Source organism: Streptomyces sp. R-07, assembly GCF_049913175.1.
GTDB lineage: Bacteria > Actinomycetota > Actinomycetes > Streptomycetales > Streptomycetaceae > Streptomyces.
In genome coordinates, this window is sequence record NZ_CP183978.1 from 3,490,740 (window position 1) to 3,505,914 (window position 15,175).

Below are 15,175 nucleotides of genomic sequence, written 5' to 3' on the forward strand. Positions count from 1 at the left end.
GCTCATCCTTGGTAACCCGGCCCCCCGGCCATCCCAAAACACCCCATCTACGACATCGCGTCGTAGCGATCTCCAGGGAAGTTCACCCCTTGACGACCCTGGAGAGGGGTCGCGAAATCGGACATAACGACACAACGGGATCGGTTTATGCGCATGTCACGGGGGCCGGAACCGCCCGAAAGGCCGCGCGGCGCCCGGTTCGGGACCCCTCGGGACCAAAGGCCCGACGGTTCGCACCTGAACGTCCCGAATCAACACCAAAGGTCGCCACTATTCCGGTTAGTACCGCCGAAAACGCCTGTGCGCCTTGTCACCAGCGCCCCGCCCCGAATGGGACCTGGGTCACGCAACCGAGCCGCCCGGAAAGCCGTCCCGCACTACGCTGACCGCTTCGGGGATCCACGGGGGGACACACATGGAACCGGCACTCATCGGCACGCGCCTCGCCTCGGCCGCGATCGGCCCCCTGCTGAGGAAACTGCTGGTCAGCGATGGTCCGGGAGCCGGCCTCACCGGCTCGTCGGGCAAGATCCGGCTCTCCTCCCTGGTCTCGTTCCGCGGCGAGAAGCGCACGCTCACCGAGAAGGACGTCCGGAAGCTGGCCGGGACCCTGGTCGAGCGGTCCCGCGACGGGGCCGGGGAGCCCCCGTTCCCCGCTGACGAGACCGAGGCCGTCACCGCGACCCTCGCGACGACCCTCCTCGCCCTCGGCGACCTCGACATGGACGACGTCCAGGCCGTCCGCCTCGGCCACCGCGACCTCGCCCGCCGCCTGCGGACGGCGGCCCCCGCCCCCGACGGCCTCTCCACGGACTCGGTCCTCTACCTGGAGTCGATGACGGAGTGGGCCTGCCTGCACATCCTGGAGTTCTTCGCCCAGCGCTCCACGTTCGTGGCCCGAAGCCTGGTGGAACAGACCCGGGCCCAGGCCGAGCTCCTCACGAAGGTCGACGAGGTCATCCGCCGGACCCCGCGGACGGACGCGCGGGACGCGGAGTTCGAGCGCAGGTACCTCGACCACCTCGCGAAGAAGCACGGCCGTCTGACGATCTACGGAGTGGACCTCCGTGACGCGCCGGAGAAATGGCCGCTGGACGTTGCGTACCTGTCGCTGGAGGCGACGGGAGGTTCGTGGCTCGCGTCATGGATGGGGAAGGCGGAGCCGTCGGCACGGGGAGCGGCCGAGGAAGTGGCTGCGGAGGGGCCGGCCAGCGCGTGGATGGGCTCGGGTACGGCCACGGCCACGGATACGGGGCCGGCCGCAGGTCCGTTCGCACACACCGCCGCGGCCATCCGTCGAGGCGACCTCTTGGGCGGCCGCGCCGACCAGATCCTCGCCCGGCACGACAAGGTGCTCCTGCGCGGCGCGGCCGGCTCCGGCAAGACGACCCTCATCCAGTGGCTCGCGGTGTCGGCCGCCACAGGCGGGGACCGCGCGGACGACATGGCGTACCTCCACGGCCGGATCCCCTTCGTCCTCCCCCTCCGTTCCCTCGCCCGGCACGGCGAGCGGCTCCCCGCCCCCGACCGCTTCCTCTCCGCCGTCGACTGCCCGCTCTCCCCTCCCGACGGCTGGGCCGACCGCGTGCTCGCCGCCGGGCGCGGCCTGGTCCTCGTCGACGGCATCGACGAGATCCCCGAGGCCGAGCGCGGCCGAGCGCGCCGCTGGCTCCGCGACCTCCTCGACGCGTACGACGGCAACCGCTGGCTGGTGACCTCCCGCCCCACCGCCGTACGCGACGACTGGCTCGCCACGGACGGCTTCGCCGAAATCACCCTCGCCCCCATGTCCTCCGCCGAGGTCGCCACCTTCGTCCGCCGCTGGCACCGGGCCGCCGGGCCCGAAGCGGCACCGTACGAACAGCCTCTCCTCGACGCCCTCCGCACGACGACGGAGGTCGCACAGCTCGCCACCAACCCCCTGATGTGCGGCCTGATCTGCGCGCTCCACCACGGGAGGCGCGGTTTCCTGCCGCGCGGCCGCAAGGCCCTGTACGACGCGGCCCTCTCGATGCTGCTCTCGCGCCGGGACCGCGAGCGGGACATGGGGACGCCGTACGGGATCGACCTCGGAGAGACCCCGCAGATCCAGCTGATCCAGCGGATCGCGTACTGGCTGACGCTCAACGGCCGTACGGCGATCGACCGTGCCCACGCCGAGTCGGTCGTACGGGAGGCCGTGCCGGCGGTCACGGAAGCGGCCGGGTACGACCCCGGCACGGTCTTCACGCATCTGCTCCACCGCAGCGGCCTGCTGCGCGAGCCGACGGCGGACACGGTCGACTTCGTCCACCGCACCTTCCAGGACTACCTGGCGGCGAAGGCTCTGGTGGAGCGGTGGGACATCGGCGTGCTCGTCGGGCACGCGGCGGACGACCAGTGGGAGGACGTCATCCGCATGGCGGTCGGCCACGCCCGCCCGCGCGAGTGCGCGGAGATCTTCGACGAGCTGCTGAAGGCGGCGGACGCGGCACCGGACCGCCGCAGCCGGCTCCGGGTGCTGGTGGTGGCGGCGACGGCCCTGCACCACGCGGCCGAGGTGGCGCCGGAGATCCGGGAAAGGATCCTGGCGAGGACGGGAGAGGTGATCCCGCCGCGCGACATGGAGGAAGCCCGCATCCTGGGGTCGACGGGTCGGGGCGTGCTCGACCTGCTGCCCGGCCCGGAGGGGCTGAGCCGCAGCGGTGCGCTGATGGCCGTGGTGACGGCCACCCATGTCGAGTCGGAGGCCGCTCTCCCCTACCTCGCCCGGTTCGCCGGCCACCCGGAGATCCCGATCCGCTCCCAGCTCATCTGGGGATGGCGGCGGTTCGACGCCCGCGCGTACGCCGAAAAGGTCATCACCCGGCTCGACCCCACCGGCCTGCTCTTCACCCTCAGCTCCGACGAGCAGGCCGGAGAGCTCGTACGGCTGGGGCTGCGACCGTCCCGCCTCGACCTCCGGGTGGGCGTCTCGGAGGCGGGCCTGGCATCGCTCGCCCCCGTCCTCGCCGAGGCGGAGGTCCTCGATGTCGCCCGGTACGGCCACTGGCGGTCGGCATCCGTCGTCCGGGGCGACAAGGTACGCCTTCTCTCCGCGACGGGTGCTCCCGAGGAGGGCTTCGGTTCGCTCGCCCACCTCCCGGTCCTGTCCTCGCTCGACCTCCGGGAGGCCACGTCGCTCTCGGAGGACGACTGGGAGGGGATCGCCACGCTCGGCTCTCTCCGCGAGCTCGACACCGCCTCCCCCGCGTTCCGCACCATGCCCGCTCGCCTTCGGCTGCCCCAGGTCGAGGGGCTCGCCGTGGAGATCTACTCCGGCGAGGTCTCACCGCTCGAGCGGATCGCCCGGGCCTTCCCCGGGCTTCGTCGGCTGATCCTCGTCCTGGGCCCCGGGGGGCCGAGTCTGGACCTCGCCCCCCTGGACCGGCTCGAGCACCTCGAATCCATCGACGCGGCGGGGATCCGCACCGTCGGCGCCGACCGGCTCCCTCCCACCGTCCGCGTCCTCACCTGACCTGACCGCCGCCGACCTCGGTGACCGGCTCACCGTCGCATGACAAAGGGGCGGCCCCGGAACCATCAGGTTCCGGGGCCGCCCCTTTGTTCAGCTACGCCTTACGCGTCCTTCGAGAGGTTCGGGCCCGTGCCGCCCGTCGCCTCGATCGGCGGGGCGTCCGGCAGGGCCGTCTTCTCCTCGCCGCGGAAGGTGAACGTGCGCTCCTCGCCCTCGCCCTCCGTGTCCACGACCACGATGTGACCGGGGCGCAGCTCGCCGAAGAGGATCTTCTCCGACAGCGAGTCCTCGATCTCGCGCTGGATCGTCCGGCGCAGCGGCCGGGCGCCCATCACCGGGTCGTAACCCTTCTTGGCGAGCAGTTCCTTCGCGGACTGGGAGAGCTCGATGCCCATGTCCCGGTCCTTGAGGCGCTCGTCGACGCGGCCGATCATCAGGTCGACGATCTGGAGGATGTCCTCCTGCGTCAGCTGCGGGAAGACGATGATGTCGTCCACACGGTTGAGGAACTCCGGGCGGAAGTGCTGCTTCAGCTCGTCGCTGACCTTCGCCTTCATCCGCTCGTAGTTGGACTTCGTGTCGCCCTGGGCGGCGAAGCCCAGGTTGAAGCCCTTCGAGATGTCCCTGGTCCCGAGGTTGGTGGTCATGATGATGACCGTGTTCTTGAAGTCCACGACCCGGCCCTGGGAGTCGGTCAGGCGACCGTCCTCCAGGATCTGGAGAAGGGAATTGAAGATATCGGGGTGGGCCTTCTCGACCTCGTCGAAGAGGACGACGGAGAACGGCTTGCGGCGCACCTTCTCGGTGAGCTGGCCGCCCTCTTCGTAGCCGACGTATCCGGGCGGCGAACCGAAGAGGCGGGAAACCGTGTGCTTCTCGCTGAACTCCGACATGTCGAGGGAGATCATCGCGTCCTCGTCGCCGAAGAGGAATTCGGCGAGCGCCTTCGAAAGCTCGGTCTTACCGACACCGGACGGACCGGCGAAGATGAACGAGCCGCCGGGGCGCTTCGGGTCCTTCAGACCCGCACGGGTACGGCGGATGGCCCGCGAGAGGCCGATGACGGCGTCCTTCTGGCCGATGACGCGCTTGTGGAGCTCGTCCTCCATGCGGAGCAGGCGCGAGGACTCCTCCTCGGTCAGCTTGAAGACCGGGATGCCGGTGGCGGTCGCGAGGACCTCGGCGATCAGCTCGCCGTCGACCTCGGCGACGACGTCCATGTCGCCGGCCTTCCACTCCTTCTCCCGCTTGGCCTTCGCGGCGAGGAGCTGCTTCTCCTTGTCGCGGAGCGAGGCGGCCTTCTCGAAGTCCTGCGAGTCGATCGCGGACTCCTTGTCGCGGCGGACGCCGGCGATCTTCTCGTCGAACTCGCGGAGGTCCGGCGGCGCGGTCATCCGGCGGATGCGCATCCGGGAGCCGGCCTCGTCGATCAGGTCGATCGCCTTGTCCGGGAGGAAGCGGTCCGAGATGTACCGGTCGGCCAGGGTCGCGGCCTGGACGAGGGCCTCGTCGGTGATGGAGACCCGGTGGTGGGCCTCGTACCGGTCGCGCAGACCCTTGAGGATCTCGATGGTGTGCGGCAGCGACGGCTCGGCGACCTGGATGGGCTGGAAGCGGCGCTCGAGGGCCGCGTCCTTCTCCAGGTACTTCCGGTACTCGTCGAGCGTGGTGGCACCGATGGTCTGGAGCTCACCGCGGGCCAGCATCGGCTTGAGGATGCTGGCGGCGTCGATCGCGCCCTCGGCGGCGCCCGCACCCACGAGGGTGTGGAGCTCGTCGATGAACAGGATGATGTCGCCGCGGGTGCGGATCTCCTTGAGGACCTTCTTCAGGCGCTCCTCGAAGTCACCGCGGTAGCGGGAGCCGGCGACCAGCGCGCCGAGGTCGAGGGTGTAGAGGTGCTTGTCCTTGAGGGTCTCGGGCACCTCGCCCTTGACGATGGCCTGCGCCAGGCCCTCGACGACGGCGGTCTTGCCGACGCCGGGCTCGCCGATGAGGACCGGGTTGTTCTTGGTGCGGCGGGACAGCACCTGCATGACCCGCTCGATCTCCTTCTCGCGCCCGATGACCGGGTCGAGCTTGGATTCACGGGCCGCCTGGGTGAGGTTCCGGCCGAACTGGTCGAGGACCAGGGACGTCGAGGGGGTGCCCTCGGCAGGACCGCCGGCCGTGGCGGCTTCCTTGCCCTGGTAGCCGGAGAGCAGCTGGATGACCTGCTGCCGCACCCGGTTGAGGTCGGCGCCCAGCTTCACGAGGACCTGGGCGGCGACGCCCTCGCCCTCGCGGATCAGGCCGAGCAGGATGTGCTCGGTGCCGATGTAGTTGTGGCCGAGCTGGAGGGCCTCACGGAGCGAGAGCTCCAGGACCTTCTTGGCACGCGGGGTGAAGGGGATGTGCCCGGACGGGGCCTGCTGCCCCTGCCCGATGATCTCCTCAACCTGCTGGCGGACCGCCTCGAGCGAAATCCCGAGGCTCTCCAGGGCCTTAGCGGCGACACCCTCACCCTCGTGGATAAGGCCCAGAAGGATGTGCTCGGTGCCGATGTAGTTGTGGTTGAGCATCCGGGCTTCTTCCTGAGCCAGGACGACAACCCGCCGCGCGCGGTCGGTGAACCTCTCGAACATCGTTAATCGCTCCTCAGAGCGGTCAGTCAGTTAGGGGTCGATCCCCTCCCTGTCCTTCCGCAGCTTAGTCCCGCAAGCGGGGACCGCTCATTCCAACTGCCGACATCCGTCCGGATCACCCCCTCTTCAGCGGGGAGACCTGCTGCCGAACAGCCGACAAATGCTCCAACCCGATGGTGCGAGACGATGTTCCCGCAGGCCAAGTAGTTACCCGCGTCATCAGTACGCCGATGGCGAACGTGAGGCGCCGAAGCCCGCGAGTCGCCCCTCTCCACTAGGAATGTCTTACCCGTAAGCACTGACACTCCATGCGGCGCACCCCGGTTCCCTCCGCTACCAGCGAACACCCTTGCGCGCTCGAATGCACTCGTAGGCCCCATCACGGACACCTTGCGCGACCCGACGGGGACACTGGGTCACCGCGGGCGTAACCAAGACACCCCCACGGGAGTTCCCCGGGCATGGCCTTCACCGTCCCGCTCCCCCGCTCGCCGATCGACGGCGGGCTCGCACGGTGGTACGAGGACGAGCTCGGCTGGGCCGCGGTGGCGGGCCCGCCGGTGGGCCTGGTCACGGGGCTGCGCTTCGACGTCCTGGAGCTGCCCGCCGCGGCCGGCCGGGGCGTGCTGCGCCGGATGGGCGCGGCGACCGGGCCGGTGGCCCTGTTCGGGCACCGTATGGGGCTGCTCGTGGCCGCGGGGAGCGCGGAGGAGCTACCGGGGCTGCTCGACTGGCTGGAGTGGGGCGGGATCTCGCTGGATCTCGCGGCCCTCGGTGCCGGCGGCCGGATGACCGCACCCCTTCCCCCGGGGCGGGGCGGATCCGGCGCGCCGGGCGCCGCGGTGTGGCTGCGGGCGCCCGCGCCCGGTCACGAGGTCGAGTCCTCGCTCCCGGCGCTGCGGTCCGCGCCGTGGGGCGTCGCGGGTGCCCCCTGCCTGGTGCGTCTCGTGGCCGCCGCCGCGGCGGAGTGCCACCGGGTGCGGCTGCTGAGTGCCCGTACCCGTGGGGCGGCTCAGCAGCTGTCGCCTCAGCGGTTCGCGTCCTCGTAGGCAGCCTTGATGTCGGCGGGAACGCGACCGCGGTCGTTGACGTTCATGCCGTTCTCCTTGGCCCACGCGCGGATCTTCGCGGTGTCCTGGCTGCCCGTCGCCACGGCGCGGCCCTTGCCGCGGCCGCCGGTGGTGCGGCCGCCGGTGCGACGGCCACTCGTGGTGTACGGCTCGAGCAGGCCACGGAGCTTTTCCGCGTTGGCGGTGGTGAGGTCGATCTCGTAGGTCTTGCCGTCCAGCGCGAACGTCACGGTCTCGTCCGCCTCGACGCCGTCGAGGTCGTCGACAAGAAGGACCTGAACCTTCTGTGCCACCGGATTTCCTTTCATCGAAAATGCAGTACGCGGAAAGGAAACCGCTTTTCCCGGAAAAACACAAACCCCTGGGAGAGGTTCAGATCCCTGGCAACGCGGGAAACGTGCGCGATTCGGACATAGGGTTCCGTGAGAGGATCGCGGGCTTCCGCGTCACAGGTGCAGAAGCATCCGGCTGTTGCCCAAGGTGTTCGGCTTCACTCGTTCGAGACCGAGGAACTCGGCGACTCCCTCGTCATAGGAACGCAGGAGCTCGCTGTAGACATCTCCGTCGACCGGGGTCTCGCCGATCTCGACGAAGCCGTGCTTCGCGAAGAAGTCGACTTCGAAGGTCAGGCAGAATACCCGCCGCACCCCGAGCCATCGGGCGGTGTGCAACAACTTGTCCAGCACCTGATGTCCGACGCCGGCTCCCTTGAACTCGGGATCGACGGCGAGAGTACGGACTTCGGCGAGGTCTTCCCACATGACATGGAGTGCGCCGCAGGCGACGACGGCGGCGTCCTCGTCGCGTTCCGCCACCCAGAACTCCTGGATGGACTCGTAAAGCGTCACGGTCGCCTTGTCGAGCAGGATGCCGCGCTGCACGAAAGGATCGACGAGACGGCGGACCGCGGCCACATCGCTGGTGCGGGCCCTGCGTACGGTGACGGCTTTGGCGGAGGTCGACATGGGGGGACGCTATCGCTACGGGCGGGATGCCCCTTCGCCACCCTCGGCCTCCCGCGGGGCGGCGGGGAGCGGGTTGTCGCGCTGGACGATCCGGATGGCGTCGTTCAGCGACTCCCGCTGTTCCGGCGACATCATGCCGAAGAAGGCGACGAGCGCGGCGGCGGGGTTGTCGCTCTGCGCCCAGGCCTCGTTCATCAGCGCGGCCGAGTAGGCGGCGCGGGTGGAGACCGCCGTATATCGATAGGCGCGGCCTTCGACCTCGCGGCGGACCCAGCCCTTCTGATGGAGATTGTCCATGACGGTCATGACGGTGGTGTAGGCGATGGACCGTTCCTGCTGAAGGTCCTCCAGGACTTCCCGGACGGTGACCGGGCGGTTCCATTGCCATACGCGCGTCATGACGGCGTCTTCGAGTTCTCCCAGGGGGCGGGGCACAACGTCACCATAGTGGGAGAAACGGTAATAAGCGGCCATTGGCCGCTCAAGAACGACGAAAAGGGTGCACGACCGGAAGAGGTCGCGCACCCTTTGGCGCTGTACGGGCCCGTACGGGCAGGACCAGGAGCCGGACCAACTAGGAGCCGTCCGCCTGGCGGGTGGCCTCGGCGCGGGCGAGGGCGGCGTCCACGACCGCGTCCTCCTTGGCCTTGTTCGGGCCGCCCTGGCTCTTGACGATCGTGACGACGAGACCGATGAAGAAGGCGGCCATCACGATGGGGGGTACGAGCGCGGATACGTAGTCCATGACGTCCAGAGTAGACCGGGGAGGCGCCCCCTCATCCGGCGACCCGCTCCTCGGGCGGGGGCGGCGGAACGGGGCGCCGGCGCGGCGGGAAGACCTCGGAGGGCTTGGGCGCCGGGCGCTTCGTCGGGGCCGGGGCCGGTGGCGTCGGCTTGGGCTCGTCGGCCGCCGCGCGCCCGCCCGGCAGGGCGAGCAGCCGGGCCCGGGAGACGGAGGGCGCGGTCGAACCGGTGGCCTGGGAGACCCGGGCCAGGCGCGCGCGTACGGAGCGCTCGGCGAGGACCTGGCAGCGGGCCAGCAGCTCGGCGGCGGCCGGGTTGCGGCGGAGCGCGCGCAGGGCGGCGAGGTCGTCGGCGCCGGGGTCGTACCCGGCGGCCAGGGCGTCCCGGAGGAGCTCCAGGTAGCCGCTGAGGGACCCGGGGAGCGTCTCGCGGTAGCGGGCCAGGTCGTCGAGGAGGAAGGCGCGCAGCCGGCCGGCCTCGCGTGCGGCCTCGTCCACGGATTCGGCCAGGCGCAGGCAGTCCTGGACGTCCTCGTCCTGGAGGGGGGCGGGGTGGAGGGCGATGGCAAGGGCGCGGCGCAGCACACGCAGCTCGTCCGCGCTGAACGCCATGCCGCCGCGGGATCCGTATGGCGTGGGCATGGGCCGACACTACGCGCTAATCGGACAATTTTCTCTTAGCGATCATTGCGGCGCGCCGGGCCCACCCCTACATGCGGGACACGTTCCGCTCGTACACCAGGCGCAGGCCGATCAGCGTCAGCCAGGGCTCGTGCTCGTCGATCTCCTTCGAGTCGGCGAGGACCATCGGCGCCAGGCCGCCGGTCGCGATCACCGTGACGTCGGAGGGGTCGCCCTTCGGGCCGACCAGTTCCCGCTTCATCCGGGCCACCACGCCGTCGACCTGGCCCACGTACCCGAAGACGATGCCCGACTGCATGGCCTCGACCGTGTTCTTGCCGATCACGCTGCGCGGGCGGGCCAGCTCGATCTTGCGGAGCATGGCGCCCTTCACGCCCAGGGCCTCCACCGAGATCTCGATGCCCGGTGCGATCGCGCCGCCCGCGTACTCACCGCGGGTGCTGACCGCGTCGTACGTCGTCGCCGTGCCGAAGTCCACGACGATCGCCGGGCCGCCGTACAGCTCGACGGCCGCGACCGCGTTGATGATGCGGTCGGCGCCGACCTCCTTGGGGTTGTCCGTGAGGATCGGCACCCCGGTCTTGACGCCCGGCTCCACGAGGACCGCCGGCACGTCCCCGTAGTACCGGCGGGTCACCTCGCGCAGCTCGTGCAGCACCGAGGGGACCGTCGCGCAGATGGCGATCCCCTCGATGCCGTCGCTCAGCTCGACGCCGAGCAGCGGGTGCATGCCCATGAGGCCCTGGAGCAGGACCGCCATCTCGTCGGCGGTCCTGCGCGGGTCCGTGGAGATCCGCCAGTGCTCGACGATCTCCTCGCCGTCGAAGAGACCGAGCACCGTGTGCGTGTTGCCGACGTCGATGGTGAGCAGCATCAGGCCCGCACCTCGCGCAGGTCGAGGCCGATGTCGAGGATCGGGGAGGAGTGGGTGAGGCCGCCGACGGCCAGGTAGTCGACGCCGGTCGACGCGTAGGCCGCCGCGTTGTCCAGGGTCAGCCGGCCCGAGGACTCCAGGACGGCGCGGCCCGCGACCAGGGCGACGGCCTCCTCGGTCTCCCCCGGGGTGAAGTTGTCGAGCAGGATCAGGTCGGCGCCCGCGTCCAGGACCTCGCGGACCTGGTGCATCGTGTCGACCTCGACCTCGATCGGGACCTCCGGGAACAGCTCCCGGACGGCCTTGAAGGCCTCGGCGACGCCGCCGGCCGCCACCACGTGGTTGTCCTTGACCAGGGCCGCGTCGGAGAGCGACATGCGGTGGTTGACGCCACCGCCGCAACGGACCGCGTACTTCTCCAGGGCGCGCAGGCCCGGCGTCGTCTTGCGGGTGTCGCGGACCTTCGCCTTCGTGCCCTCCAGGGCGTCCGCCCACGCGCGCGTGGCGGTGGCGATGCCGGAGAGGCGGCACAGGATGTTGAGCGCGCTGCGCTCGCCGGTGAGCAGGTCGCGGGTGCGGGCCGTGACGCTGAGGAGCACGGTCCCGGCCTCGACGCGCTCGCCGTCCTCGACGTGCCGTTCGACCTCGAACTCGTCCGTGCACACGATCGACAGGACCGCCTCGGCGACCCGCAGACCGGCCACGACACCGGCCTCGCGGGCGGTGAAGTCGGCGGTGGCGACGGCCTCCTCGGGGACGGTCGCCACGGTCGTCACGTCGACCCCGCCGTCGAGGTCCTCGGCGATCGCCAGGTGGGCGATGTCCTCGACCTGGACGGGGTCGAGACCCGCGTCGGCGAGCAGCTGGGCGAGGGCGGGGTCGAGCCCGCACTCGAACTCCTCGCCGCCGCCGCAGCCACAGCCGTCGCCGCAGCCGCCGGTCTCGTCGGAGGAGACCGTGTTGATCTGGATGAGAGGGACGTCCACGGGCTCGGGACGGGCTTCCTCGGGCGTGGTCACTTACGGCTCCCTGGGGCGTCGAGGGTGGGGGGAAAGTCGGAGGTGTCGGTGGTGCGGACGTCGAGGGTCCGCTCATGCGTGAGGTGGACGACGAGGTGCCTGCGCCAGTCCGTGTCGTCCCGGTCGGGGTGGTCCTCGCGCCAGTGGCAGCCGCGGGTCTCCTCGCGGCGGTTCGCCGCCGCGACCAGGAGGCGGGCGACGGTGAGCAGGTTGGTGGTCTCCCAGGACTCGACGCCCGGCTCGGCGGACTTCCGGTCGCCGGCCTGCTGGTCGGGGGCGGCGGGCGGGAGGTGGAGGGCGTCCAGCTCCCGGGAGGCCGTGAGGAGGCTCTCCGCGGACCTGAGCACTCCGGCGCCCAGCGTCATGGTGCGCTGGATACGGTGCCGGGCGCCGGGGTCGAGCAGCGGCAGGACCACCGGGGCCGGGTGCTCCACCGGGACGGCCGGACGGCGCCCCGCCGCGCTCGCCACGATGTCCTCGACGATCCGCTCGGCGAAGACCAGGCCTTCCAGGAGCGAGTTCGAGGCGAGCCGGTTGGCGCCGTGGACGCCCGTGCAGGCGACCTCCCCGCACGCGTACAGGCCCGGCACCGTCGTCCGGCCCGACAGGTCCGTACGGACGCCGCCGGAGGCGTAGTGGGCGGCGGGGGCGACCGGGATCGGCTCCGTCACCGGGTCGATGCCGTGGGCCCGGCAGGCCGCCAGGATCGTCGGGAAGCGCTCCGCCCACATCTCCGCGCCGAAGTGCCGGGCGTCCAGGAACATGTGCTCGGCGGCCCGCTCCTGCATCCGGCGCACGATCGCCTTGGCGACGATGTCCCGGGGCGCGAGCTCGGCCAGCTCGTGCTGCCCGAGCATGAAGCGGACCCCGTCGGCGTCGACCAGGTGGGCGCCCTCGCCCCGTACCGCCTCGGAGACCAGCGGCTGCTGGCCCTCGGAGCCGGCCCCGAGGAAGAGCACGGTGGGGTGGAACTGGACGAACTCCAGGTCCGAGACCTCGGCCCCGGCGCGCAGCGCGAGCGCCACGCCGTCGCCGGTGGAGACGCCCGGGTTGGTGGTGGCGGAGAAGACCTGGCCCATGCCGCCGGTGGCGAGGACCACCGCGGGCGCGTGGACGGCGCCGACGCCGTCGTGCTGCCCCTCGCCCATGACGTGCAGGGTCACGCCCGCCGTGCGGCCCTCGGCGTCCGTCAGGAGGTCCAGGACGAGGGCGTGCTCGATGGTGCGCACGCCCCGGTCCCGTATCGCCTCGACCAGGGCGCGGGAGATCTCGGCCCCGGTCGCGTCCCCGCCCGCGTGGGCGATCCGGCGGCGGTGGTGACCGCCCTCCCGGGTCAGCGCGATCTCGCCGTCGGAGGTCTTGTCGAAGTCGGCGCCGGTCGCGATCAGGCGGCGGACGGCGTCGGGGCCCTCCGTGACCAGGGCCCGCACGGCCCGCTCGTCGCAGAGCCCGGCTCCGGCGACGAGGGTGTCGTCGAGGTGCTGCTCGGGGGTGTCGCCCTCGCCGAGCGCGGCCGCGATGCCGCCCTGGGCCCAGCGGGTGGAGCCGGCGTCGAGGTCGGCCTTGGTGACGACGACCGCACGGAGCCCGGCGGCGGTGCAGCGAAGGGCGGCGGTGAGGCCGGCGACCCCGGAGCCGACCACGACGACGTCGGCGTCGATGGCCCAGCCCGGCGCGGGCGCGTGCAGCCGTATTCCGGTCACTTGGTGGCTCCGAAGGTCAGAGGGACGTTGTCGATGAGCCGGGTGCTCCCCACGCGCGCGGCGACGGCGAGGACCGCCTCCCCGTCGTGACCGTCGGAGACCTCGGTGAAGTCGGCCGGGTCCACGAGGGCCAGGTAGTCGAGGGTGAGCGGCGGCTCGGCCTTGGCCGCCTCGTCCAGGACGGCGCGGGCCGCGGCCCGGACGGCCTCGGCGCAGCCGCCCTCGGCGGCCTGCGCGACCGCGTGGGCGTCGGCGGCGGCCCGGGCCTCGCCGAGCCGCGACAGGGCCTCGGCGCGGTTCTCGGCCCGGCCCTGGGCGCCCGGCAGCGAGGCGGCACGCGCGCGCAGCGCCTCCTGGGCGGCGAGCCGCTCGCGGCCGGCGAACAGCGCGCGGGACAGCGAGAGGGCCGTCCGGCGCTCCCCCGCCGACAGGTAGCGGTTGCGGCTGGAGAGGGCCAGCCCGTCGGTCTCGCGGACCGTCTCCACGCCGACGATCTCGACCGGGAAGTTCAGATCGCGGGCCATGCGGCGGATCAGGGCCAGCTGCTGGGCGTCCTTCTGGCCGAAGAAGGCCAGGTCGGGCGCGGTGAGGTGGAGCAGCTTGGCGACGACGGTCAGCATGCCGTCGAAGTGGCCGGGCCGGGAGGCGCCTTCGAGGCGCTCGCCCATGGGTCCCGCGGTGATCCGGACCTGGGGCTCGCCGCCCGGGTAGACCTCGTCGACGGAGGGCGCGAAGACGGCGCTCGCGCCCGCCTCGAAGGCCAGCGCCAGGTCGGCGTCGAGGGTGCGGGGGTAGCGGTCGAGGTCCTCGCCGGCGCCGAACTGGAGCGGGTTGACGAAGACGGTGACGACGACGAAGCCCTTGGCGCCCACGCGCTCGCGTGCGGCCCGGATCAGGGTGGCGTGGCCCTCGTGGAGGGCGCCCATGGTCATGACCACGGCGGTACGGCCGGGCGCGCCCCAGTGGGCGACCGCGTCCGCGAGGTCATCGACCGTGGGGAGGAGCGCGGCGGGCTGGTGGCGGACGGTCCGGCCGCCCTCGGCGCTCGTGCGGGCGAACAGGGTCATCGGTCGTCTCCTTGCGGCCCGTCGGCGGGGCCCGCGGGGTAGGCGGTGCCGCTCGCGCCCTCGGCGAGCACGCCCAGCAGGTCCTCGGCCAGCTCGGGCTTGAGCAGGCCGTGCGCGAGCGCCCGGTCGGCGGTCGTGCGGGCCATCGCCAGGTAGCCGGCGACGGTGGCGGGCGCGTGCTTGCGCAGCTCGGCGACGTGGGCGGCGACCGTGCCGGCGTCACCGCGCGCGACGGGCCCGGTGAGGGCCGCGTCCCCGGACCGCAGGGCGTTGTCCAGGGCCGCGCCCAGGAGCGGGCCCAGCATGCGGTCGGGGGCGGCGACCCCGGCCTTGTGGAGCAGCTCCATCGACTGGGCCACGAGGGTGACCAGGTGGTTCGCGCCGAGGGCGAGGGCCGCGTGGTAGAGCGGCCGGGCCTCCTCGGCGATCCATTCCGGCTCGCCGCCCATCTCGATCACGAGGGCCTCGGCGGCGAGCCGCAGCTCCTCGGGCGCGGTCACGCCGAAGGAGCAGCCGGCGAGCCGCTGGACGTCGACGGCGGTGCCGGTGAAGGTCATGGCGGGGTGCAGGGCGAGCGGCAGGGCGCCTGCCCGGCGGGCGGGGTCGAGGACCCGTGCCCCGTAGCGCCCGGAGGTGTGCACGAGGAGCTGTCCCGGCCGTACGGCTCCGGTGCCGGCGAGGCCCTCGACCAGGCCCGGCAGGGCGTCGTCCGGCACGGTCAGCAGGACCAGGTCGGCGAGGGCGAGGACGCGGGCGGGCTCGACGACGGGGACGTCGGGCAGGAGCTCCGCGGCGCGGCGCCGGGAGGCGTCGGAGACCGCCGAGACGGCGACGGGGCGGTGCCCGGCGAGCCGGAGCGAGGCGGCGAGGGCGGGGCCGACCCGGCCGGCGCCGACGACGCCGACGGTGAGCCGGGCGGGTCGGTCCTCGGCTCGGGGCTCGGGCGCTGCTGGTGCGTTCACGGTGGGGACG

13 protein-coding genes are annotated in these 15,175 nt (G+C 72.1%); 2 read left to right on the plus strand and 11 right to left on the minus strand.

Annotated features, from left to right (window positions below; genetic code table 11):
- The first annotated feature begins 415 nt into the window (after positions 1-415).
- Positions 416-3,496 (plus strand): NACHT domain-containing protein, encoded by a 3,081-nt coding sequence (locus ACN9M0_RS15765; RefSeq protein ID WP_426403782.1) that lies wholly within the window; start codon positions 416-418, stop codon positions 3,494-3,496.
- Positions 3,497-3,597: 101 nt separating this feature from the next.
- On the opposite strand, the gene ACN9M0_RS15770 is transcribed toward ACN9M0_RS15765, so the two are convergent.
- The gene (locus ACN9M0_RS15770) at positions 3,598-6,120 is read right to left on the minus strand and encodes an ATP-dependent Clp protease ATP-binding subunit (RefSeq protein WP_366036821.1); all 2,523 of its coding nucleotides are present in this window, start codon (positions 6,118-6,120) and stop codon (positions 3,598-3,600) included.
- Between the two features lie 461 nt (positions 6,121-6,581).
- Here ACN9M0_RS15770 and ACN9M0_RS15775 point away from each other — a divergent pair, with 461 nt between their 5' ends.
- On the plus strand, positions 6,582-7,169 hold the full coding sequence (locus tag ACN9M0_RS15775) for an SCO3374 family protein (RefSeq protein ID WP_366036822.1): 588 nt from the start codon (positions 6,582-6,584) through the stop codon (positions 7,167-7,169).
- Here ACN9M0_RS15775 and ACN9M0_RS15780 read toward each other — a convergent pair.
- The 10 genes from ACN9M0_RS15780 to ACN9M0_RS15825 all read right to left on the minus strand — a co-directional run bounded on the left by ACN9M0_RS15780 (position 7,148) and on the right by ACN9M0_RS15825 (position 15,165).
- Entirely contained in the window at positions 7,148-7,483 is a 336-nt protein-coding gene (locus ACN9M0_RS15780; protein ID WP_030324199.1) for a histone-like nucleoid-structuring protein Lsr2, read from the minus strand. The genes ACN9M0_RS15775 and ACN9M0_RS15780 overlap by 22 nt on opposite strands.
- 153 nt (positions 7,484-7,636) lie before the next feature.
- Positions 7,637-8,155 (minus strand): amino-acid N-acetyltransferase, encoded by a 519-nt coding sequence (locus ACN9M0_RS15785; protein WP_366036823.1) that lies wholly within the window; start codon positions 8,153-8,155, stop codon positions 7,637-7,639.
- A gap of 15 nt (positions 8,156-8,170) precedes the next feature.
- Positions 8,171-8,590, minus strand: a complete 420-nt coding sequence (locus ACN9M0_RS15790) for a BlaI/MecI/CopY family transcriptional regulator (RefSeq protein WP_366036824.1) — start codon at positions 8,588-8,590, stop codon at positions 8,171-8,173.
- 139 nt (positions 8,591-8,729) lie between these two features.
- On the minus strand, positions 8,730-8,900 hold the full coding sequence (locus ACN9M0_RS15795; protein ID WP_366036825.1) for a hypothetical protein: 171 nt from the start codon (positions 8,898-8,900) through the stop codon (positions 8,730-8,732).
- A gap of 31 nt (positions 8,901-8,931) precedes the next feature.
- The gene (locus ACN9M0_RS15800; protein WP_366036978.1) at positions 8,932-9,510 is read right to left on the minus strand and encodes a hypothetical protein; all 579 of its coding nucleotides are present in this window, start codon (positions 9,508-9,510) and stop codon (positions 8,932-8,934) included.
- Between the two features lie 97 nt (positions 9,511-9,607).
- Positions 9,608-10,414 carry a type III pantothenate kinase gene (locus ACN9M0_RS15805; protein ID WP_366036826.1) on the minus strand — a complete coding sequence of 269 codons (807 nt, stop codon included), beginning with the start codon at positions 10,412-10,414 and terminating at the stop codon, positions 9,608-9,610.
- Entirely contained in the window at positions 10,414-11,433 is a 1,020-nt protein-coding gene (gene nadC, locus ACN9M0_RS15810) for a carboxylating nicotinate-nucleotide diphosphorylase (protein WP_366036827.1), read from the minus strand. The genes ACN9M0_RS15805 and nadC overlap by 1 nt, the downstream gene beginning before the upstream one ends.
- On the minus strand, positions 11,430-13,136 hold the full coding sequence (locus ACN9M0_RS15815) for an L-aspartate oxidase (RefSeq protein ID WP_399699446.1): 1,707 nt from the start codon (positions 13,134-13,136) through the stop codon (positions 11,430-11,432). The genes nadC and ACN9M0_RS15815 overlap by 4 nt, the downstream gene beginning before the upstream one ends.
- Positions 13,133-14,203, minus strand: coding sequence for a pantoate--beta-alanine ligase (gene panC, locus ACN9M0_RS15820; protein WP_366036829.1), 1,071 nt, complete (start codon positions 14,201-14,203; stop codon positions 13,133-13,135). Before panC ends, ACN9M0_RS15815 begins: the two co-directional genes overlap by 4 nt.
- The gene (locus ACN9M0_RS15825) at positions 14,200-15,165 is read right to left on the minus strand and encodes a Rossmann-like and DUF2520 domain-containing protein (RefSeq protein ID WP_366036830.1); all 966 of its coding nucleotides are present in this window, start codon (positions 15,163-15,165) and stop codon (positions 14,200-14,202) included. Before ACN9M0_RS15825 ends, panC begins: the two co-directional genes overlap by 4 nt.
- Positions 15,166-15,175 lie beyond the last annotated feature (10 nt).

Excerpts from the sequence above, each read along its gene's own strand:
- ACN9M0_RS15765 (WP_426403782.1), top strand. The coding sequence starts at position 416 with ATGGAACCGGCACTCATCGGCACGCGCCTCGCCTCGGCCGCGATCGGC.
- ACN9M0_RS15770 (WP_366036821.1), bottom strand. The coding sequence starts at position 6,120 with ATGTTCGAGAGGTTCACCGACCGCGCGCGGCGGGTTGTCGTCCTGGCT.
- ACN9M0_RS15775 (WP_366036822.1), top strand. The coding sequence starts at position 6,582 with ATGGCCTTCACCGTCCCGCTCCCCCGCTCGCCGATCGACGGCGGGCTC.
- ACN9M0_RS15785 (WP_366036823.1), bottom strand. The coding sequence starts at position 8,155 with ATGTCGACCTCCGCCAAAGCCGTCACCGTACGCAGGGCCCGCACCAGC.
- ACN9M0_RS15795 (WP_366036825.1), bottom strand. The coding sequence starts at position 8,900 with ATGGACTACGTATCCGCGCTCGTACCCCCCATCGTGATGGCCGCCTTC.
- ACN9M0_RS15800 (WP_366036978.1), bottom strand. The coding sequence starts at position 9,510 with ATGGCGTTCAGCGCGGACGAGCTGCGTGTGCTGCGCCGCGCCCTTGCC.
- ACN9M0_RS15805 (WP_366036826.1), bottom strand. The coding sequence starts at position 10,414 with ATGCTGCTCACCATCGACGTCGGCAACACGCACACGGTGCTCGGTCTC.
- panC (WP_366036829.1), bottom strand. The coding sequence starts at position 14,203 with ATGACCCTGTTCGCCCGCACGAGCGCCGAGGGCGGCCGGACCGTCCGC.